The following is a 19,827-nucleotide window of genomic DNA, read 5'->3' on the forward strand; positions in this document are numbered from 1 at the left end:
ATCATGGCACGTCTCCAAGAATTCTACAAAGATAAAGTCGTCGCCGACCTGACCGCGAAATTCGGTTACAAGTCGGTGATGGAAGTTCCACGCCTGACCAAGATCACCCTGAACATGGGTGTTGGTGAGGCAATCGCGGACAAGAAAGTCCTCGAACACGCCGTCGGCGACCTGACCAAGATCGCTGGCCAAAAGCCAGTGACGACCAAGTCGCGCAAAGCTATCGCGGGTTTCAAAATCCGTGAAGGCTACCCGATCGGTACCATGGTCACCCTGCGTGGCGCTCGCATGTACGAGTTCCTCGATCGCTTCATTACCGTGGCCCTGCCGCGCGTGCGCGATTTCCGTGGTGTCAATGGTCGTTCGTTCGATGGCCGCGGCAACTATAACATCGGTGTCAAAGAGCAGATCATCTTCCCTGAGATCGAGTACGACAAGATCGATGCGCTGCGTGGTATGAATATTTCCATCACCACCACCGCCAAGACCGACGACGAAGCCAAAGCTTTGCTCGCCGCCTTTAAATTCCCGTTCAGGAACTAAGAAGATCATGGCAAAACTCGCACTGATTAACCGTGAGCAAAAGCGTGTGGACCTGGCGAACAAATTCGCCGCCAAGCGCGCTTCGCTGAAGGCCATCATTGATGACCAGTCGAAGTCGGAAGAAGAACGTTACGAAGCGCGCCTGAAACTGCAAGCGCTGCCACGTAACTCGGCTCCGACCCGCCAGCGTAACCGCTGCGCCGTCACCGGTCGTCCTCGCGGCACTTTCCGTAAATTCGGTCTGGGCCGTATCAAGCTCCGTGAATTCGCCATGCGTGGTGAGATTCCGGGTATGACTAAAGCAAGCTGGTAATAGGAGAATATGCAATGAGTATGAGCGATCCTATCGCCGATATGCTGACCCGCATTCGTAACGCCCAGGGCGTGCAAAAAACGACCGTGGCCATGCCATCGTCGAAAGTCAAAATTGCGATTGCCAACGTCCTCAAGGACGAGGGTTACATTGAAGATTTCGCCGTAGCCGAAGCTGGTGGCAAAGCGGAACTGAAAATCGGTTTGAAGTATTATGTTGGCCGTCCCGTCATCGAGCGCCTTGAGCGCGTGTCCCGTCCGGGCCTGCGCGTCTACAAGGGCAAAGACGAGATCCCTACTGTGATGAATGGCTTGGGTGTGGCGATCGTGTCGACTCCGCAAGGCGTCATGACTGACCGCAAAGCACGCGCTACCGGTGTCGGCGGCGAAGTTATTTGCTACGTCGCATAAGGAGTTAGACATGTCTCGTGTAGCTAAAATGCCAATCGCTGTGCCAGCTGGCGCTGATGTCGCCATCTCCGCGCAAGCGATCACTGTCAAGGGCCCGCTGGGCGTCTTGACCCAGGTCCTCAACGGCCAGGTCAAAGTGGAAAACAAAGAAGGAACCCTCAATTTCGTCCCGGCCGATGACAGCCGCGAAGCCAATGCCATGTCCGGCACGCTGCGCGCCCTGGTCAACAACATGGTCACCGGCGTCACCAAGGGTTTCGAGAAAAAGCTGAACCTGGTCGGTGTGGGTTACAAGGCGCAAGCGCAGGGCGACAAGCTGAATCTGTCGCTGGGCTTCTCGCACCCTGTCGTGCACTCGATGCCAGCCGGCGTCACCTGCGCTACCGCAACGCCGACGGAGATCATCATCAAAGGGATCGACCGTCAGCAAGTGGGCCAAGTGGCTGCTGAAGTTCGCGCTTACCGCTCCCCAGAGCCTTACAAGGGCAAGGGCGTTCGCTATGCGGACGAAGTGGTTAAGATCAAAGAAACCAAGAAGAAGTAACTAGGGGCTGACGATGGACAAGAAAGAATCACGTCTGCGCCGCGGACGCCAAACCCGGATCAAGATCGCGCAACAGAAAGTGAACCGCCTGTCGGTACACCGCACTAATCTGCATATCTACGCGAACCTGATCTCGCCGGATGCCAAAGTACTGGTATCGGCCTCCACGGCAGAAGTCGAAGTGCGCAACGAACTGGCTGGCAAATCGGGCAAGGGCGGCAACGCTGCTGCTGCCGCGATCGTCGGCAAGCGCGTCGCAGAGAAAGCACTGAAAGCAGGGATTACCGAAGTCGCGTTCGACCGCTCCGGTTTCCGTTACCACGGCCGTGTGAAGGCGCTGGCAGAAGCCGCGCGTGAAGCCGGTCTGAAGTTCTAAGGAACGATCATGGCAAAAATGCAAGCAAAAATGGCAAGCGACAAGCCGGATGACGGCATGCGCGAAAAAATGATCGCGATCAACCGCGTGACCAAAGTGGTCAAGGGTGGTCGTATCATGGGTTTCGCCGCGCTGACCGTGGTTGGTGACGGCGATGGCCGCATCGGCATGGGCAAGGGCAAGTCGAAAGAGGTACCGGTCGGTGTGCAGAAGGCAATGGAAGAAGCCCGTCGCAACCTGATCAAGGTCAACCTGAAAAACGGCACCCTGCAGCACACCGTTACCGGCCGTCACGGCGCATCGAAAGTGATGATGTCGCCTGCGAAACCAGGTACCGGCGTCATCGCTGGCGGCGCAATGCGCGCGATCTTCGAAGTAATGGGCGTGACCGATGTCGTGGCGAAATCCACCGGCTCGAGCAACCCTTACAACCTGGTCCGTGCAACGCTGGATGGTCTGGCAAAAATGAGTACTCCTGCTGAAATTGCTGCGAAACGCGGCAAGTCGGTAGAAGAAATCCTGGGCTAAGGTGAACGTTATGACAACCAAAACCGTCAAAGTACAATTGGTCAAGGGCTTGATCGGCACGCGTGAAGACCACCGTGCCACCGTCCGCGGTCTGGGCCTGCGTCGTGTCAACTCGGTCTCCGAGCTGCAAGACACCCCATCCGTGCGCGGCATGATCAACAAAGTATCGTACCTCGTTAAAGTAGTTGCGTAAGCCCTCGGGCTTACACACGGAGAAATCATGGAACTGAATACCATTCAACCAGCCGATGGCGCCAAGCACTACAAGCGTCGCGTCGGCCGCGGTATCGGCTCCGGTCTGGGTAAAACCTCGGGCCGTGGTCACAAGGGTCAAAAATCGCGTTCGGGCGGCTTCCACAAAGTCGGTTTCGAAGGCGGTCAGATGCCTCTGCAACGCCGTCTGCCTAAGCGCGGTTTCAAGTCGCTCAACGCCACCTTCAAAGCTGAAGTGCGCCTGTCCGACCTGAACAACCTGCCGGTCGGCGACGTCGACATCCTGGTGCTCAAGCAAGCCGGCGTGCTGGCTGTGCTGGCCCGCGACGTGCGCGTCATTCTGTCCGGCGAGATCACCAAAGCGGTGAACCTCAAAGGCCTGAAAGTGACCGCTGGCGCGAAAGCGGCCATCGAAGCAGCCGGCGGCTCGGTAGCCTGAGTTGACCGCTAACAGCTTGATCGGAGCGAAAATTGGCGACTAATCCACAATTGGCTAAAAGTGCTGCTGCCGGGTTCCCTTGGAACCGGCTCTGGTTCTTGCTTGGTGCATTGGTGGTTTATCGTATCGGCGCTCACATCCCGGTTCCCGGGATCGATCCGGTACAATTGGCCGCGCTGTTCAAGTCGCAAGAGGGCGGCATCCTGGGCATGTTGAACATGTTCAGCGGTGGCGCTCTGGCGCGCTTCACAGTCTTTGCGCTGGGTATCACGCCTTACATTTCGGCCTCGATCATCATGCAACTGGTGTCGATCGTGTCGCCGCAGATGGAAGCGCTGAAGAAAGAAGGCGAATCGGGCCGTCGCAAGATCACCCAGTACACCCGGTATTTCACGGTCGTGCTGGCGCTGTTCCAGGCGTTGTCGATCGCCGTGGCGCTGGAGTCGCAGCCCGGTCTGGTGCTCGATCCCGGCTATGCGTTCCGCTTCGTGACCGTGGTCACCCTGCTGACCGGCACCATGTTCGTCATGTGGCTCGGCGAGCAGATCACCGAACGCGGTCTGGGCAACGGCATCTCGATCATCATCTTCGCGGGTATCGCGGCAGGTCTGCCGAGCGCGCTGGGCGGTTTGGGTGCCTCGGTGAGCAACGGTTCGATCGGCGCGTTCTCGGCGATCATCATCATGATCCTGGTGGTGGCGGTGACGTTCTTCGTGGTGTTTGTCGAACGTGGCCAGCGCAAGATTCTGGTGAACTACGCCAAACGCCAGGTGGGTAACAAGATTTACGGTGGACAAACGTCGCACCTGCCATTGAAGTTGAACATGGCCGGCGTGATCCCACCGATTTTCGCTTCGTCGATTATCTTGTTCCCGGCAACGATCGTGGGCTGGTTCACGCAGGGCGCCGATACGGCCAACCCTGTCGTCCGGTTCCTGAAAGATTTGGCAGCATCGATGGGGCCAGGCGAGCCCGTCCACGCACTGTTGTATGCCATTGCGATCGTGTTTTTCTGTTTCTTCTATACGGCGCTGGTCTTCAACAGCAAGGAAACAGCGGATAACTTGAAGAAGAGCGGGGCCTTTGTGCCAGGGATTCGTCCCGGTGAGCAGACTGCCCGTTACATCGACAAGATCCTGACACGTTTGACACTGGCTGGCGCCATCTACATCACTTTGGTGTGTTTGTTGCCGGAATTCATGGTAGCCGAGTGGAAGGTACCGTTTTATTTTGGTGGTACTTCTCTGTTGATTATTGTAGTTGTGACCATGGATTTCATGGCCCAGGTACAAAACTACGTGATGTCGCAGCAATATGAATCGCTGCTGCGCAAAGCAAATTTCAAAGGCGGAATTCCGACGCGATAAGCGCGGTAAACATACCGAATGGCAAAAGACGACGTCATACAGATGCAGGGCGAGATTCTTGAGAATCTCCCCAATGCAACATTTCGAGTAAAGCTGGAAAACGGACACGTGGTGCTCGGGCATATTTCGGGTAAAATGCGGATGAACTATATCCGCATTCTTCCTGGCGACAAGGTGACGGTCGAACTGACACCTTACGATCTGAGCCGAGCACGCATTGTGTTCCGGACCAAGTAACTAACCAAAGAGAGAGCAAAATGAAAGTTAACGCCTCAGTCAAGCGGATCTGCCGCAACTGCAAGATCATCAAGCGCAAGGGCGTCGTTCGCGTAATCTGCGTCGAACCGCGTCACAAGCAGCGTCAAGGTTAATAACCGTTATTTATCGAGGAATAACGAATGGCACGTATTGCAGGGGTTAATATCCCAAATCATCAGCACACCGTTATCGGCCTGACGGCCATCTACGGTGTAGGCCGCCCACGCGCAAAGTTCATCTGCGCCGCGACGGGTATTGCGACCGATAAAAAGGTCAAGGATCTGGACGACAGCGAGCTGGAAAAGCTGCGCGATGAAGTAGCTAAATTCATCGTCGAAGGCGACCTGCGCCGCGAACTGTCCATGAACATCAAGCGTTTGATGGATCTGGGTTGCTACCGCGGCATGCGTCACCGTAAGGGCCTGCCGGTCCGCGGTCAGCGCACCCGCACCAATGCACGTACCCGCAAGGGCCCGCGCAAAGCCGCTCAATCGCTCAAGAAATAATCTAGGGAAATCACATGGCTAAGCAACAAAGCAGCGCAGCAGCAGCGCGCGTACGCAAGAAGGTCAAGAAGAACGTCGCCGAAGGTATCGCGCACGTTCACGCTTCCTTCAACAACACCATCATCACCATCACCGACCGTCAGGGCAATGCTCTGTCGTGGGCGACCTCCGGTGGTGCTGGCTTCAAGGGTTCGCGTAAATCGACCCCGTTCGCAGCGCAGGTTGCGGCTGAAGCGGCTGGTAAAGTCGCTGTTGAATGCGGCGTGAAGAACCTGGAAGTGCGTATCAAGGGCCCAGGTCCTGGTCGCGAATCCGCAGTGCGCGCACTGAACAACCTGGGCATCAAGATCACCGAGATCCAGGACGTTACCCCAGTGCCACACAACGGCTGCCGTCCTCCAAAACGTCGTCGTATCTAATCGCGCGGTCGGCGGCGAAGTTCGCTTCGCCTCCTTCCCGCTGTTAGAAATCGCTGGAGCAGAAAGCCGGAAACGGTTATACTGCCCGGCTGTTGTCGCCTGTCGAATACATTCGGCGGGTTATTCGTATTTAAGCCACCGTCTGGCCCACCCTGAGGATCAGACTAGCGCCTAACCATGTTTCGACGTGGCTGGGGCGTTATTATTTATAAAAAGGAAGCATCGTGGCACGTTATATCGGACCTAAAGCAAAACTCTCCCGCCGTGAAGGTACTGACCTGTTCCTGAAGAGCGCACGTCGCTCGCTCGACAGCAAGTGCAAACTGGACGTCAAACCAGGCCAGCACGGCGTCAAGTCGGGTGCCCGCACCTCGGACTACGGCAACCAACTGCGCGAAAAGCAAAAAGTTAAGCGTATGTACGGCGTTCTGGAACGTCAGTTCCGTCGCTACTTCGCTGAAGCGGACCGTCGCAAGGGTAACACCGGCGAAACCCTGCTGAAGCTGCTGGAAACCCGCCTGGACAACGTTGCATACCGCATGGGCTTCGGCTCGACCCGCGCTGAAGCGCGTCAGCTGGTATCGCACAAAGCGTTCACCGTGAACGGCCAAGTGGTCAACATCGCTTCGTACTCGGTCAAGGTCGGCGACGTCGTTGCCGTGCGCGAAAAGTCGAAGAAGCAAGTGCGTATCGTTGAAGCGCTGTCGCTGGCTGAACAAGTCGGCATGCCAAGCTGGGTGTCGGTCGATGCCAAGAAAATGGAAGGCACCTTCAAGTCCCTGCCAGAGCGTAACGAGATCGCCAACGACGTCAACGAATCGCTGATCGTCGAACTGTACTCGCGTTAATCTGTAGTCTAGTTGTAAAAATCCCGCCCGCTGTGATCAGCGGGCGTTTTCACTAATGCCATCAGCCTTATCGGCCTAACGCGCCGAGGGTATTGAAAAGGACATTTCATGCAAAACAGTTTGTTGAAGCCACGTATTATCGATGTAGAGGCGCTGGGCGCCGGCCACGCTAAAGTAGTGATGGAGCCGTTCGAACGCGGCTATGGCCATACATTGGGTAATGCGCTGCGTCGCGTGCTGCTGTCGTCGATGGTCGGCTACGCGCCAACCGAAGTGACGATCGCCGGCGTCGTGCACGAATACTCGTCGCTCGACGGCGTGCAGGAAGACGTCGTCGACCTGCTGCTGAACCTGAAGGGCGTGGTCTTCAAAGTCCACAACCGTGACTCCGTCACCCTGACCCTGAAAAAGGAAGGCGAAGGCGCCATCCTGGCCTCGGACATCGATCTGCCACACGACGTGGAACTGATCAATCCGGACCACGTGATCGCCCACCTGACCGCCGGCGGCAAACTGGACATGCAGATCAAAGTCGAAAAAGGCCGTGGCTATGTGCCGGGCAACGTTCGCCGCCTGTCCGAAGACACCAACAAGACCATCGGCCGCATCATTCTGGATGCATCGTTCTCGCCAGTGCGCCGCGTTTCCTACTTCGTCGAGTCCGCTCGCGTGGAACAGCGTACCGACCTGGACAAGCTGATCATCAACATCGAAACCAACGGCGTCATCTCGCCGGAAGAAGCGATCCGCCAGTCGGCACGCGTCCTGGTTGACCAGTTGAACGTGTTCGCCGCCCTGGAAGGCACCGAAGCCGCCGCCGAAGCGCCATCGCGCGCGCCGCTGGTCGATCCGATCCTGCTGCGTCCAGTGGACGATCTGGAACTGACCGTGCGTTCGGCCAACTGCCTGAAAGCGGAAAACATCTACTACATCGGCGACCTGATCCAGCGTTCGGAAAACGAACTGCTCAAGACGCCAAACCTGGGCCGCAAGTCCCTGAACGAAATCAAGGAAGTTCTGGCTTCCCGTGGCCTGACCCTGGGCATGAAGCTGGAAAACTGGCCGCCTGCAGGGCTGGAAAAATAATAGACGAAGAAATTCGTTTGTAGCACCCGCCCGGTGCATGTTGTGCCGGGCGTATATCCCTAGAACCGGTCCGCGCCCACCGTCACACGTGAGCGATCGAAGAACTCGGATTTAAACACCTGAAAGGAAGTACCATGCGTCACCGTCACGGCCTCCGTAAACTGAATCGTACCTCGTCCCACCGTCTGGCAATGCTGCGCAACATGACCGTTTCCCTGCTGCGTCATGAAGCCATCAAAACCACGCTGCCAAAAGCGAAAGAACTGCGTCGCGTGATCGAGCCGATCCTGACCCTGGGCAAGACCGACACCCTGGCAAACAAGCGTCTGGCATTCTCCCGTCTGCGCGATCGTGAAATGGTTCTGAAGCTGTTCGCAGAACTGGGCCCACGCTACGCAAACCGCAACGGCGGCTACCTGCGCATCCTGAAAATGGGTTTCCGTGTTGGCGACAACGCTCCAATGGCTTACGTTGAGCTGATGGACCGTCCAGAAGTCACCGACATCGACGCCGCTCCAACCGCTGAAGAGTAATCTTCGCTGTTGTTGTAGTTGTCTAGAAAAAGCCAGGCTTAGCCTGGCTTTTTTTATGGGAGTTGTTGGCCGCTAACCCGCACGGCCAACCGGGGTCGTACCCAGTCGGGTACGACCCCTAAGCGGCGACGCAGGCGTATAGCGAAACGCTGGCCGGGTTGGCGGCACGCGTTATTTCAACCGCTTGTCGCCGGCCGCCTTGAACTCCGACCCGGCGTTCCACGTCGGCGTCACACCTTGGGCGATGTCCAGGCCCACCTGGAACAGCAGCTGGATGTCCTGCACGCCGCCGCTGAAATCCCAATCGCTGCGCACGTCGTCGGTCACCTGGTGATAATCCTTGGTGAAGTAATGATCGACCTTCTCGCGCGCATAATTTTCCGGCTTGTCCAGATAGCGGCTGCGCGCCTTGGTGTACAGCACCGGCACCCCGGCGCGCGCGAACTCCAGCTGGTCGGCGCGGTAGAAGCTGCCCAGCTCGGGACGCGAATCGCCGTCCATCACCCGGCCCTGGGTCTTGGCGTACTTGGCCAGCAGCGCGTCGATGCTCGAATGCCCGGACGTCACGTTCTCGATCTGCGCCGTCTTGCCCCAGGCGTTGATGCCGTCGATGTTGATGTTGGCGACCGTCTTTTTCAGCGGATACAGCGGATTGGCGGCGTAGTATTTCGCGCCCAGCAGGCCGCGTTCCTCGGCGGTGGTCGCCAGGAACAGGATCGAACGCTTCGGCGCCTGCGCCGGCGGCAGTGCCTTGTAGGCCTTGGCGATCTCCATCAGCGCGGCCACGCCGGAGGCGTTGTCGAGCGCGCCGTGATAGATCTGCTTGCTCCGCTCGCCCGGCAGGCGCTCGTCGATGCCCAGGTGGTCCCAGTGGGCGCTGTAGATGACCAATTCATCCTTCAGCTTGGGGTCGCTGCCCGGGATCATCGCTACCACGTTGTTCGAGTTGACGGTGCGCGCCGTGTTGTCGATCTTGAAGCTGGCCGTGCCCTTCAGGCTGACCGGGCGGAAATTCTTGGTCAGCGCCTGCTTCTTGAGCGTATCGAAATCGTAGCCGGCGGCGGCCATCATCGCCTTCGCCTTGTCCAGCTGGATCCAGCCCGGCACCGCCGGCGCGTCCGGATCGGCGCCGTCGCGCAGCAGGCTGAAGTTCTCGGCGTTGCCGCCGCTGCGCACCACGTCCCACGGGTAGGCGGCCGGCTTGGTCTCGTGGATGATGATCGCCGCCGCCGCGCCCAGCCTGGCGGCGATCTCGTACTTGTAGGTCCAGCGGCCGTAATAGGTCATCGCCTTGCCCTTGAACATGGCGGGGTCGAGCTCGGCCGGATTTTTCGGGTCGGGCACGGCCGGATCGTTAATCAGCATCAAAATGGTTTTACCGCGCACATCGACGCCCTTGTAGTCGTCCCAGCCGTACTCGGGCGCCTGCACGCCGTAGCCGACGAACACGATCTCGGACTTGTCCACGCCGACCGTGGCCGGCTGGCTGGTCGAATGCGCGACATAATCGTCCGGAAAGCTCAGCGCGACCGTCTTGCCGCCGATGGTGTAGCTGAACGACGGCGCCGGCGTCATACCGCGCATCGGTACCGGCTGCACCCAGCTGCCGTTCGGATTGCCCGGTTTCAGGCCCAGCTTCTTGAACTCCTGCTCCAGATACGCCACTGTCTTCGCCTCGCCGGGCGAACCGGGCGCGCGGCCCTCGAAGTCGTCGGAAGCCAGCACTTTGATATGGTCCAGCAAATCCTCGGCGGACACGGCGGCCAGCGCCTTGGCCGGCGCCTGCGCCAGGGTTGGAACGGCGGCCAGCGCCAAAGCGGAAAACAGCAACGGGCGTAACGTAGACATCGGAGTGGGCTCCACAAGGGCAAAAGCCGAGTTTCGCACAAAATGGCGTGGCCGGTAAATCCGCCCGCCGGAACCTCGCGGCAGCCGGCCTGGGCGCGGGCGGGAAACCACGGCTCGGTGTACTATCCCACTTGCTCCAACGACCATCCCCGCTGATAGAAGGTTTTCATGTCCCGTTTCGCCCGTCTTTTTGCCACGCTGTTGTCCCTGATCGCCGTGCTGTTGACCGGTCCCGCCCGCGCCCAGGACTTCCTCGATCCCGCGCTGGCGTTCAAGTTCTCCGCGCGCATGGTCGACGGTCACACGATCGCGGTCAACTTCCAGATCGCCGACGGTTACTACATGTACCGCGAACCGTTCAAGTTCAGCGCCGTCGGCGCCAAGCTCGGCACGCCTTTGATCCCGGCCGGCAAAATCCACTACGACGCCACATTCGAGAAGGATGTCGAAACCTACCGCCAGAACGTCACCATCACGATACCGGTCGACGTCGACGGCCCGTTCACCTTGCTGGTCAGCGGCCAGGGCTGCTCCGAAAAAGGCCTGTGCTACTCGCCGCAAGACTACAAGTCGCAATTGACCGGCAGCGGCTCGGTGCCGTTGCCTGCCGCGCCAGGCGCCAAGGGCGCGGCCACGCCCGCCGCCGCGAAACCGGCGGCCGCCGCCGCAGCAGCGGCGATAAGCGTCGCCACCCCGGTCGTCGGCGAAGGCAAACCGGCCGCCGTCAGCCCCGGCGTCAACATCTACACCATCCCCAAGCCGACCGCCGAGGACATCGTGCCGCCGGCGCCACCGGCAGTCGCCGTAGCGGCCGCGCCGGTCGGCGAATCGGGCCGGCTGGAAGCCGCGCTCAAGACCGGCAGCCTGCTGGTCATCCTGCCGCTGTTCGCCTTGCTCGGCCTGGGCTTGTCGTTCACGCCGTGCGTGCTGCCGATGGTGCCCATCCTGTCGTCGATCATCGTCGGCGAGGGCGACCGCAGCAACCGCAGCCGGGGCCTGCTGCTGTCGGTCACCTACGCGCTGGGCATGGCCATCGTCTACACGGCGCTGGGCGTGGCCGCCGGGCTGGCAGGCGAGGGCTTGTCCGCCGCGCTGCAAAACCCATGGGTTCTGGGCACCTTCGCCGTGCTGATGGCGATCCTGTCGCTGTCGATGTTCGGCTACTACGACCTGCAAGTGCCGGCCGCGCTGCAGTCCAAATTGAGCGGCGTCTCCAACCGCCAGTCGTCGGGCAAGCTGGCCGGCGTGTTCATCATGGGCGCGATCTCGGCCCTGATCGTCGGCCCGTGCGTGGCCGCGCCGCTGGCCGCCGCGCTGGTCTACATCAGCCAGACGCGCGACGTCGTCATCGGCGGCGCCGCGCTGTTCGCCATGGCGGTCGGCATGAGCGTGCCGCTGATCCTGGTCGGCGTCTCGGCCGGCGCCTTGCTGCCCAAGGCAGGCAAGTGGATGGATTCGGTCAAACGCTTCTTCGGCGTGCTGATGCTGGCAATGGCGTGGTGGCTGGTGTCGCCGGTGCTGCCGGCGGCCGTGCAGATGATGGGCTGGGCCGCGCTGCTGGTCGGTTACGGCATGTACCTGCTGCTCAACTCGGGCGCCTGGGGCGGCAAGACGGTGGGCGTGGTGGTCGCCGTGCTGGGGCTGACGCAGCTGGTCGGCGTGGTCAGCGGCGGACGCGATCCGCTGGCGCCGTTGGCGCACTTGACCGGCAACCAGCACACGCCGCTGGCGTTCCAGCGGATCAAGACGGTGGCGCAGCTGGACGCGGTGCTGGCGCAAACCGGCGGCAAGACCGCCATGCTCGATTTTTATGCGGATTGGTGTGTGTCGTGCAAGGAGATGGAGAAGCTGACCTTCGTCGACGCCAAGGTGCGCGACAAGCTCGCCAACACCGTGCTGCTGCAGGTGGACGTAACGGCCAACGACGCCGACGACAAGGCCATGCTGAAGCGGTTCGGTTTGTTCGGCCCGCCGGGGATCATCCTGTTCGACGGCAAGGGGCAGGAGATACCTGGCTCGCGCGTGATCGGGTATCAGAACGCCGGCCAGTTCCACAACTCACTGTCCCGCGCGTTTCCGTAAAATCGTCGCGGCGCGCGGTAACGCGTGGTTCCGCGCGGATCCACGTAGGGCGGATTAGCGAAGCGTAATCCGCCATGCATGCGTCTCGGCGGCGCATGCATTGGCGGATTACGGCGTTCCGCCTAATCCGCCCTACGTATCTCTAAATTAACCGTGATGGCGCCAGCCGCCGCGCTGGCCGTGGCCGCCGTGCTTGCCGCCCATCGCGCGGTCGTCGAACACCTTCTTTTGCTCCGGCGTCAGCTGTCCGTAGAACGCGGTCAGCGCCGTCAGGTGGGTTTCCATCTTGGCTTCGCGCTGCTTGGTCATTTCGATCATCTTGCTCAAACGCTCAGGCGACGACAGCTTGGCGAACTCGCCGCGCTGCGGACGCGGCCCGTCCGGCACCGCCGGCTTGATCGCCGCCTGATAGCTGGCCCAGGCCGATTCCTGCTGCGCCGTCAGCTTCAGCTGGTCATGCAGCCTGGCCTGGCGCTTGGCGTACATCTCCGACATCTTGGCGCGGCGCTGCTCCATGTTGGCGGTCTTGTCCGGGCTGGCGGCCGGCGCCGTGTCCTGGGCGTGCGCGGCGGCCATGCCCAGCACCGTAAAACCGATCAGTATGCTTTTGCGAAGTACGTTCATGGTCATCTCCTTTATCGATGAGTAGTTCAGTGATTCACGGTATCGCGGCGTTTTGTTGCCGCGCTTGAATCCATCTTCGCAGCCGAAGATTGCCATGACGTTTCCCGTGTCATAGTGTTTGTATCCAGATGTTTCGCGTTGTTATCCGGTGCGGATGCCACCGCCTGTCGCTGTCGGTCATATACAAGACGATACAATTGGTGATTGGTCAGGCGCGTCCGAACTAAGGATAATTAAGGCATGGAACCCACATCTACTATTCTCATCGTCGACGACGACCGCGACATCCGTACCCTGCTGGCCGACTATCTGGAATCGAACAGCTACCGCGCGCTGTGCGCCGCCGACGGCGTGGCCATGTGGAAGATGCTCGACGAAGCCAAGCCCGACCTGGTCGTGCTCGACCTCAACCTGCCCGGCGACGACGGCCTGACCCTGTGCCGCAAGCTGCGCGCGCAGTCGACCCTGCCGGTGATCATGCTGACCGCGCGCGGCGAGCCGCTCGACCGCATCCTCGGCCTCGAGATGGGCGCCGACGACTACCTGCCCAAGCCGTTCGAGCCGCGCGAGCTGCTGGCCCGCATCCGCAGCGTCCTGCGCCGCAGTAACGCCATGCCCAGCGGCAGCGGCGCCGACAAGGCGCAGCAGATGCGCTTTTCCAACTGGACGCTGGACCTGACCGCGCGCCACCTGCTCAACCCGGAGGGCATCGTCATCATGCTGTCGGGCGCCGAGTTCCGCCTGCTCAAGGTGTTCCTCGAACACCCCAACCGCGTGCTCAACCGCGACCAGCTGCTGAACCTGACGCAAGGCCGCGACGCCGACCCGTTCGACCGCTCGATCGACATCCAGATCAGCCGCCTGCGGCAAAAGCTGGGCGAGGACGCGCGCGTGCCGCAAATCATCAAGACCGTGCGCAACGGCGGCTACGTGCTGGCCGGCCAGGTCACCGTGGAGCCGCACCCTTGAAAGCCTTCCTCGGCTCGATGACCGGCCGGGTCTTCGCCGTCCTGCTGCTCGGCATCATCGCCTCGGCGGCGCTGACCCAGTGGCTGGCCGTCGGCGAGCGCACCCGCGCTTTCGAACGCTACCGCGACTTCCACGCGATGGAGCGCGCCGAACAGCTGATCTCGACCGCCGAGGCGCTCACCGAACCGTCGCGCCAGACCTATCTGCGCATGGCCACGCGCGGCACCATCCTGCTGCAGCGCCCCGAGGCGCCGCTGGCGCCGACCATCGGCCCGACCGAGTTCTCCACCCGCCTGCAGCACCGCCTCGGCAGCGGCATCGAGCTGGTGCCGCTGGCCGAACATCCGGCCGCCTGCTACCAGCCGCGCCAGAGCTACATCTTCGCGCCGTCGCAATGGGGCGGCGCCTGCGAGGCGATGTACGTGCGCCTGCGCGACGGCCAGATGCTCAAGCTGTCGATCCTGCCGCCGCCCGAAAAGCCGGCCACCGAGTACAGCGAGATGCTGGCGTTGCTGCCTTTCCTGTTCAGCGTCGCGGTGCTGGCCTACCTGGTCACGCGCATGACGATGCGTCCGCTCAAGCTGCTGGCGCAGGCCGCCAAGGACCTGGGCAACGACATCAACCATCCGCCCGTCGTGCTCAGCGGCGCGGCCGAGATCCGCCAGGCCAGCGCCGCCTTCAACGCCATGCAGGCGCGCATCCGCCAGCACATCATGCAGCGCACGCAAATGCTGGCGGCCATCACCCACGACCTGCAAACCCCGCTCACGCGCCTGCGCCTGCGGCTGGAAAAGGTCGACAACGCCGACCTGCAGCAGCGCCTGATCGACGACCTGTCGGCCATGCAGCAGATGGTCAAGGAAGGCCTGGACCTGGCGCGCAGCATGGATACCACCGAGACCATGCAGGCGCTCGACCTGGACTCGCTGCTCGACAGCGTCTGCAGCGACGCTACCGACAGCGGCCAGCCGGTCGAGCTGAACGGCAAGGCCGGCATGGCGCTGATGGGGCGGCCGCTGGCGATCCGCCGCTGCCTGGTCAACCTGATCGACAACGCCGTCAAGTACGGCCACCACGCCAACGTCACCGTCGAGCGCCTGGTGGGCGCGGCGCGCATCCGCATTCGCGACGGCGGCCCCGGCATCCCGGACGACCAGATGGCGCGCGTGTTCGAGCCGTTCTACCGCATCGAGACGTCGCGTTCGCGCGAGTCCGGCGGTACCGGCCTGGGCCTGACCATCGCCCGCAATATCGCCGAGCAGCACGGCGCCAACGTGGTGCTGGCCAACCATGCCGACGGCGGGCTGGAGGTCACCCTGGTCGTGCCCGAGTACTACGCCGTGCGCTGACCGCGCGGCGCTTTCACGTCACGCTTTAAAACGCCACAGAGTATCGAAGATGCGCAAGTTTTGGTCGCAAATCATGCGACAATGCTTCGCCTTCATGCTTCAAGGCAATAGTTAAGCACCCATTCAGCATCAATGTCAGCAGTAAATTCACCAGTAAAACCCTGGCTTAAAAAATGAAAAAATCTTCGGTAGCATATGTGGTGGGCGCCATCGCGATCCTTGGCGGCGGCGTTTGGTACGCGACGCACGGCGGCTCGGGCGCGGCCCAAGCCGGCGGCGCCCAGTCGAAGAGCGGCAACGGCCCGCAGGGGCCGACCACCGTCAGCGTCGTCGCGCCGACGCGCCAGGATGTCGCCGTCGTGCTGCAGGCGAACGGCACCGTCACGCCGGTCAGCACCGTCGACCTGCATCCGCAAACGACCAGCACCATCTCCAAGGTGCATATCAAGGAAGGGCAGTTCGTCAAATCCGGCGAGCTGATGTTCTCGCTCGACGACCGCAGCCAGCGCGCCAACGTGCAAAAGGCGCAGGCCCAAGTCGCGCGCGACCGCGCCACCCTGGCCGACGCCGAGCGCCAGTACCAGCGCGCGATGGATCTGCTGGAGCAGAAATTCGTCGCCCAGGGCGCCGTCGACACGCTCAAGAGCCAGGTCGATTCGGCCCGCGCGCTGCTCGAGGCCGACATCGCCGCCGCCCGCGCGGTCGGCGTCGACGCCAGCTACACGTCGATCCGCGCGCCGATGACGGGCCGGGTCGGCGCCATCAACGTCTATCCGGGCAGCCTGGTGCAGCTCGAGACGTCGCTCACCACCGTCACCCAGCTCGATCCGATCAACGTCGCCTTCACCCTGCCGGAGTCGGCGCTCGGTTCGCTGCTCGACGCCAAGCAGCGCGGCACGGTGCCCGTCAAGGTCACGCTGGGCGGCTCGGACAAGGAGATCAACGGCGCCCTGAGCTTCATCGACAACACGGTCGATCCGGTGGCCGGCGTCATCCGCGTCAAGGCGCAGTTCGACAACAAGGGTTCCAGCCTGTGGCCGGGCCAGTACGTCAACGCCCAGCTGGTCTCCCACGTGATAAAAGACGCGACGGTGATCCCGCAAAACGCTATCATCAGCAATACCCGCGGTACCTTCGTCTACGCGGTTGATAGTGACCAATCGGCCAAAGTGGTCAACATCAAGCGGCTGCACTCCTTTGGCGACAACGCCGCCGTGTCCGGATTGAGCGGCACCGAGAAAATCATCGTCGACGGCAAGCAAAACCTGCGGCCGGGCGGCAAGGTGCGGATCGCCGGTGCCGACAAGCCGGCCGACCCGACGGTCGACAACGCGAAACAGAAGGGCTAAGCGATGAACCTTTCCGAGTTGTGCATACGGCGCCCGGTGATGGTGGTGCTGCTGTCGCTGACCCTGGTGCTGGCGGGCGTGCTGTCGTACTTCTACATCCCGGTCGCCGCGCTGCCCAGCTATAACACGCCGGTCATCAACGTCTCGGCCGACCTGCCGGGCGCCTCGCCCGACACCATGGCCTCGTCGGTCGCGCTGCCGCTGGAAAAGCAGTTCTCCACCATCGCCGGCCTGTCGCTGATCACTTCCACCAACACCCTGGGCAACACCTCGCTGACCCTGGAGTTCGACCCCAGCGTCAACGTCAACGAGGCGGCGGTCGACGTCCAGGCGGCGCTGTTGCGCGCCCAGCGCCAGTTGCCGGTCGAGATGACCGACCTGCCGTCGTACCGCAAGGTCAACCCGGCCGACGCGCCGGTGCTGTTCATGACGATGACGTCGCCGTCGATGACCCTGGCCGAGCTCAACGACTACGCCGAGAACCTGATCGCGCCCAGCCTGTCGACCTTGCCCGGCGTGGCGCAGGTCACCGTCAACGGCCAGAAGCGCTTCGCGGTGCGGGTGCGCGCCAAGTCGGACCTGATGAACGCGCGCGACCTGACGCTCGATGAATTGCAGCAGGCGATCCGGTCGGCCAACGCCAACACGCCGCTGGGCATCCTGGACGGCCCCAGCCAGACCCTGACCATCCAGGGCAATGCCCAGCTGATGAAGGCGGCCGAATTCGCCGAGCTGATCGTCGCCACCCGCAACGGCGAGCCGGTGCGCCTGAAGGACGTCGCCACCGTCGAGGACAGCTTCCAGTCGGTCAAGACCGCCGGCAGCTACAACGGCGAGCGCTCGATCGTGCTGCTGGTGCAGCGCCAGCCGGACGCCAATACCGTGCAGGTGGTCGACGGCGTGCGCGCGCTGCTGCCGCGCTTCAAGAACCAGGTGCCGGAATCGATCAGCATCAACCTCGTCAACGACCGCTCGGTGTCGATCCGCGAAGCCATCCACGACGTCAACCTGACCCTGCTGCTGACGATCTTCCTGGTCGTCATGGTGATCTTCCTGTTCCTGCGCCGCGCCGCCGCCACCTTCATCCCGGCGATCACGATGCCGATCTCGCTGCTGGGCGCGCTGGCCTTGCTGTACGCCTTCGGTTACAGCCTCGACAACGTTTCGCTATTGGGCATCACCCTGGCCGTCGGCCTGGTGGTCGACGACGCCATCGTCGTGCTGGAAAACATCGTGCGCCATATCGAGATGGGCAAGAAGCCGCTGCAGGCCTCGCTGATCGGCGCCAAGGAGATGGGCTTCACGATTATTTCGATCTCGGTCTCGCTGGTGGCCGTGTTCATCCCGATCTTCTTCATGCCGGGCGTGATCGGTTTGATGTTCCATGAATTCGCCGTCGTCGTCGCGCTGTCGGTGCTGGTGTCGGCGGCGGTGTCGCTGATGCTGGTGCCGATGCTGGCCAGCCGCATGCTGCCGGCCGACACCATCGACCCAGAGCACGACAAGGGCAACTTCCTCGGCCGCTGGTTCGAGACCGGCTTCACCAAACTGCGCAATGGCTACGCCCGCACCCTGGACCTGGCGCTGCGCCACCGGCCGATCGTGCTGCTGGCCGCGCTGGGCACGTTCGCGCTGACGGCGGTGCTGTACATCACCATACCGAAGGGCTTCTTCCCCGAGGAGGACCTGGGCCAGATCCGCGTCAACACCGAGGCCTCCGAGGACATTTCGTCGGCCGCGCTGATGGCGCTGCAGGACCGCGTGGTGGCGGTGATCCGCGCCGACCCCAACGTGCAGGACGTGGTCTCTTTTGTGAGCGGCGGCAACGGCGGGCGCATGTTCCTGGTGCTTAAACCCCGCGGCGAACGGCAAAAGATGCCGCAGGTGCTCGACAGCCTGCGCAAGGCCACCAGGGCCGTGCCCGGCATCGCCGTGTATCTGAGCCCGGTGCAAAACCTGCAACTGGGAGGGCGCCCGTCCAAGAGCCGCTACCAGTACACCTTGCAATCGGTCAGCCCGGGCGCGCTCAACGACTGGGCCCAGAAATACCAGGACCAGATGCGCAACGATCCCGACTTCCGCGACGTCACCAGCGATTCGCAGAACAAGGGCTTGCAGGCGTCGCTCAGGATCGACCGCGACAAGGCCAACAACCTCGGCGTGGCGATCGGCGACATCCGCACCGCGCTGTATCTCGCCTTCGGCGAGCGCCAGGTGTCGACCATCTACTCGCCGGCCGCCAGCTACTACGTGATCCTGGAGGCGGCCGACGCCGACCGCCAGTTCGACAGCGCGCTGACCAGGATCTCGGTGCGCAACAAGACCGGCCAGCTGGTCAAGCTGTCGAGCATCGCCAGCGTCGAGCGCACCATCGGCCCGACCGCCGTCAACCACCAGGGCCAGCTGCAGGCGATCACGATCTCGTTCAACCTGGCGCCGGACGTGCCGCTGGGCAGGGCCACCGCCAAGATCGACCAGATGGGCGTGGACATGCGCCTGCCGCCGTCGATCATCACCAACTACGGCGGCGACGCGGCCGTGTTCCAGAGCTCGCAGGGCAGCCAGCTGATCCTGATCCTGGCCGCGCTGGGCGTCATCTATGTGCTGCTGGGCGTGCTGTATGAAAGCTATATCCACCCGCTGACCATCCTGGCCGGCCTGCCGTCGGCCGCCGTCGGCGCCTTGCTGACCTTGCGCCTGTTCAATCTTGACCTGACGATGATCGCCATCATCGGCATCCTGATGCTGATCGGTATCGTCAAGAAGAACGCCATCATGATGATCGACTTCGCGCTGCATGTGCAGCGCAACGAGGGCCGCACGCCGGCCGAGGCGATCCGCGAGGCCTGCATCCTGCGCTTCCGGCCGATCATGATGACCACGCTTGCCGCGCTGATGGGCGCGCTGCCGATCGCGCTGGGCCTGGGCGCCGGCGCCGAACTGCGCCAGCCGCTGGGCCTGGCCGTGGTGGGCGGCTTGATCTTCTCGCAAGTGATCACGCTGTACATCACGCCGGTCATTTATCTGTTCCTCGACAGGTACAGCGGCACCGGTCCGATGAGCGACGCCGAGCTGGCCGGCGAAGACGCCGCTGTCGTCGGCCAACCTGAAAGTGTGCACGCCGTACCACTGAAGGCCGTGAACATAGTCAAGCATTGACGGGTGACAAGTTAATTTGAGGGTCGTTTATTTATCATAGGCAAGTTGGCTATGAAAAAAGAGG

23 protein-coding genes are annotated in these 19,827 nt (G+C 62.0%); 21 read left to right on the forward strand and 2 right to left on the reverse strand.

Features of this window, described 5'->3' with window-relative positions; genetic code table 11:
- The first annotated feature begins 3 nt into the window (after nt 1-3).
- The 16 genes from rplE to rplQ all read left to right on the forward strand — a co-directional run bounded on the left by rplE (nt 4) and on the right by rplQ (nt 8,383).
- Complete coding sequence (rplE, locus tag NHH88_03895) at nt 4-543, forward strand: 50S ribosomal protein L5 (protein ID USX14947.1); 540 nt, start codon at nt 4-6, stop codon at nt 541-543.
- A 7-nt stretch (nt 544-550) separates the two neighbouring features.
- Nucleotides 551-856, forward strand: a complete 306-nt coding sequence (rpsN, locus tag NHH88_03900; protein ID USX14948.1) for a 30S ribosomal protein S14 — start codon at nt 551-553, stop codon at nt 854-856.
- A 14-nt stretch (nt 857-870) separates the two neighbouring features.
- A complete protein-coding gene (gene rpsH / locus NHH88_03905) occupies nt 871-1,266 on the forward strand; it encodes a 30S ribosomal protein S8 (GenBank protein ID USX14949.1) in 396 nt (131 codons plus the stop codon).
- Nucleotides 1,267-1,276: 10 nt separating this feature from the next.
- Nucleotides 1,277-1,810, forward strand: a complete 534-nt coding sequence (rplF, locus tag NHH88_03910) for a 50S ribosomal protein L6 (protein USX14950.1) — start codon at nt 1,277-1,279, stop codon at nt 1,808-1,810.
- 13 nt (nt 1,811-1,823) lie between these two features.
- Nucleotides 1,824-2,186 (forward strand): 50S ribosomal protein L18, encoded by a 363-nt coding sequence (gene rplR / locus NHH88_03915; protein ID USX14951.1) that lies wholly within the window; start codon nt 1,824-1,826, stop codon nt 2,184-2,186.
- Nucleotides 2,187-2,195: 9 nt separating this feature from the next.
- A complete protein-coding gene (gene rpsE / locus NHH88_03920; protein ID USX14952.1) occupies nt 2,196-2,714 on the forward strand; it encodes a 30S ribosomal protein S5 in 519 nt (172 codons plus the stop codon).
- A 10-nt stretch (nt 2,715-2,724) separates the two neighbouring features.
- Entirely contained in the window at nt 2,725-2,907 is a 183-nt protein-coding gene (gene rpmD / locus NHH88_03925) for a 50S ribosomal protein L30 (protein USX14953.1), read from the forward strand.
- A 27-nt stretch (nt 2,908-2,934) separates the two neighbouring features.
- Nucleotides 2,935-3,366, forward strand: a complete 432-nt coding sequence (gene rplO / locus NHH88_03930; GenBank protein ID USX14954.1) for a 50S ribosomal protein L15 — start codon at nt 2,935-2,937, stop codon at nt 3,364-3,366.
- Between the two features lie 32 nt (nt 3,367-3,398).
- Complete coding sequence (gene secY / locus NHH88_03935; protein USX14955.1) at nt 3,399-4,733, forward strand: preprotein translocase subunit SecY; 1,335 nt, start codon at nt 3,399-3,401, stop codon at nt 4,731-4,733.
- Nucleotides 4,734-4,751: 18 nt separating this feature from the next.
- Entirely contained in the window at nt 4,752-4,970 is a 219-nt protein-coding gene (gene infA, locus NHH88_03940; protein USX14956.1) for a translation initiation factor IF-1, read from the forward strand.
- A 20-nt stretch (nt 4,971-4,990) separates the two neighbouring features.
- Nucleotides 4,991-5,104 (forward strand): 50S ribosomal protein L36, encoded by a 114-nt coding sequence (rpmJ, locus tag NHH88_03945; GenBank protein USX14957.1) that lies wholly within the window; start codon nt 4,991-4,993, stop codon nt 5,102-5,104.
- A 27-nt stretch (nt 5,105-5,131) separates the two neighbouring features.
- On the forward strand, nt 5,132-5,497 hold the full coding sequence (gene rpsM / locus NHH88_03950; protein USX14958.1) for a 30S ribosomal protein S13: 366 nt from the start codon (nt 5,132-5,134) through the stop codon (nt 5,495-5,497).
- A 14-nt stretch (nt 5,498-5,511) separates the two neighbouring features.
- The gene (gene rpsK, locus NHH88_03955; GenBank protein ID USX14959.1) at nt 5,512-5,916 is read left to right on the forward strand and encodes a 30S ribosomal protein S11; all 405 of its coding nucleotides are present in this window, start codon (nt 5,512-5,514) and stop codon (nt 5,914-5,916) included.
- Between the two features lie 224 nt (nt 5,917-6,140).
- Entirely contained in the window at nt 6,141-6,764 is a 624-nt protein-coding gene (gene rpsD, locus NHH88_03960; GenBank protein USX14960.1) for a 30S ribosomal protein S4, read from the forward strand.
- A gap of 108 nt (nt 6,765-6,872) precedes the next feature.
- Nucleotides 6,873-7,850: a DNA-directed RNA polymerase subunit alpha gene (rpoA, locus tag NHH88_03965; protein USX14961.1), complete on the forward strand. Its 978-nt coding sequence runs from the start codon at nt 6,873-6,875 to the stop codon at nt 7,848-7,850.
- A 134-nt stretch (nt 7,851-7,984) separates the two neighbouring features.
- The gene (rplQ, locus tag NHH88_03970; protein USX14962.1) at nt 7,985-8,383 is read left to right on the forward strand and encodes a 50S ribosomal protein L17; all 399 of its coding nucleotides are present in this window, start codon (nt 7,985-7,987) and stop codon (nt 8,381-8,383) included.
- Between the two features lie 171 nt (nt 8,384-8,554).
- On the opposite strand, the gene NHH88_03975 is transcribed toward rplQ, so the two are convergent.
- Nucleotides 8,555-10,231 carry a M28 family peptidase gene (locus NHH88_03975; GenBank protein ID USX14963.1) on the reverse strand — a complete coding sequence of 559 codons (1,677 nt, stop codon included), beginning with the start codon at nt 10,229-10,231 and terminating at the stop codon, nt 8,555-8,557.
- A gap of 168 nt (nt 10,232-10,399) precedes the next feature.
- On the opposite strand from NHH88_03975, the gene dsbD reads away from it, so the two are divergent.
- Nucleotides 10,400-12,313 (forward strand): protein-disulfide reductase DsbD, encoded by a 1,914-nt coding sequence (gene dsbD, locus NHH88_03980; protein USX14964.1) that lies wholly within the window; start codon nt 10,400-10,402, stop codon nt 12,311-12,313.
- A 147-nt stretch (nt 12,314-12,460) separates the two neighbouring features.
- Here the strand turns inward: dsbD and NHH88_03985 are convergent, their stop codons facing one another.
- Nucleotides 12,461-12,937, reverse strand: coding sequence for a Spy/CpxP family protein refolding chaperone (locus NHH88_03985; GenBank protein USX14965.1), 477 nt, complete (start codon nt 12,935-12,937; stop codon nt 12,461-12,463).
- A 240-nt stretch (nt 12,938-13,177) separates the two neighbouring features.
- Between NHH88_03985 and NHH88_03990 the strand changes: the two genes are divergently transcribed.
- The 4 genes from NHH88_03990 to NHH88_04005 all read left to right on the forward strand — a co-directional run bounded on the left by NHH88_03990 (nt 13,178) and on the right by NHH88_04005 (nt 19,763).
- A complete protein-coding gene (locus tag NHH88_03990; protein USX14966.1) occupies nt 13,178-13,906 on the forward strand; it encodes a response regulator in 729 nt (242 codons plus the stop codon).
- Nucleotides 13,903-15,255, forward strand: coding sequence for an ATP-binding protein (locus tag NHH88_03995; GenBank protein USX14967.1), 1,353 nt, complete (start codon nt 13,903-13,905; stop codon nt 15,253-15,255). The genes NHH88_03990 and NHH88_03995 overlap by 4 nt, the downstream gene beginning before the upstream one ends.
- 173 nt (nt 15,256-15,428) lie before the next feature.
- Nucleotides 15,429-16,604: an efflux RND transporter periplasmic adaptor subunit gene (locus tag NHH88_04000; GenBank protein ID USX14968.1), complete on the forward strand. Its 1,176-nt coding sequence runs from the start codon at nt 15,429-15,431 to the stop codon at nt 16,602-16,604.
- Nucleotides 16,605-16,607: 3 nt separating this feature from the next.
- Nucleotides 16,608-19,763 carry an efflux RND transporter permease subunit gene (locus tag NHH88_04005; protein USX14969.1) on the forward strand — a complete coding sequence of 1,052 codons (3,156 nt, stop codon included), beginning with the start codon at nt 16,608-16,610 and terminating at the stop codon, nt 19,761-19,763.
- The last annotated feature ends 64 nt before the right edge of the window (nt 19,764-19,827 follow it).

The sequence above is a fragment of the Oxalobacteraceae bacterium OTU3CAMAD1 genome (assembly GCA_024123915.1).
Lineage (GTDB): Bacteria > Pseudomonadota > Gammaproteobacteria > Burkholderiales > Burkholderiaceae_D > Rugamonas.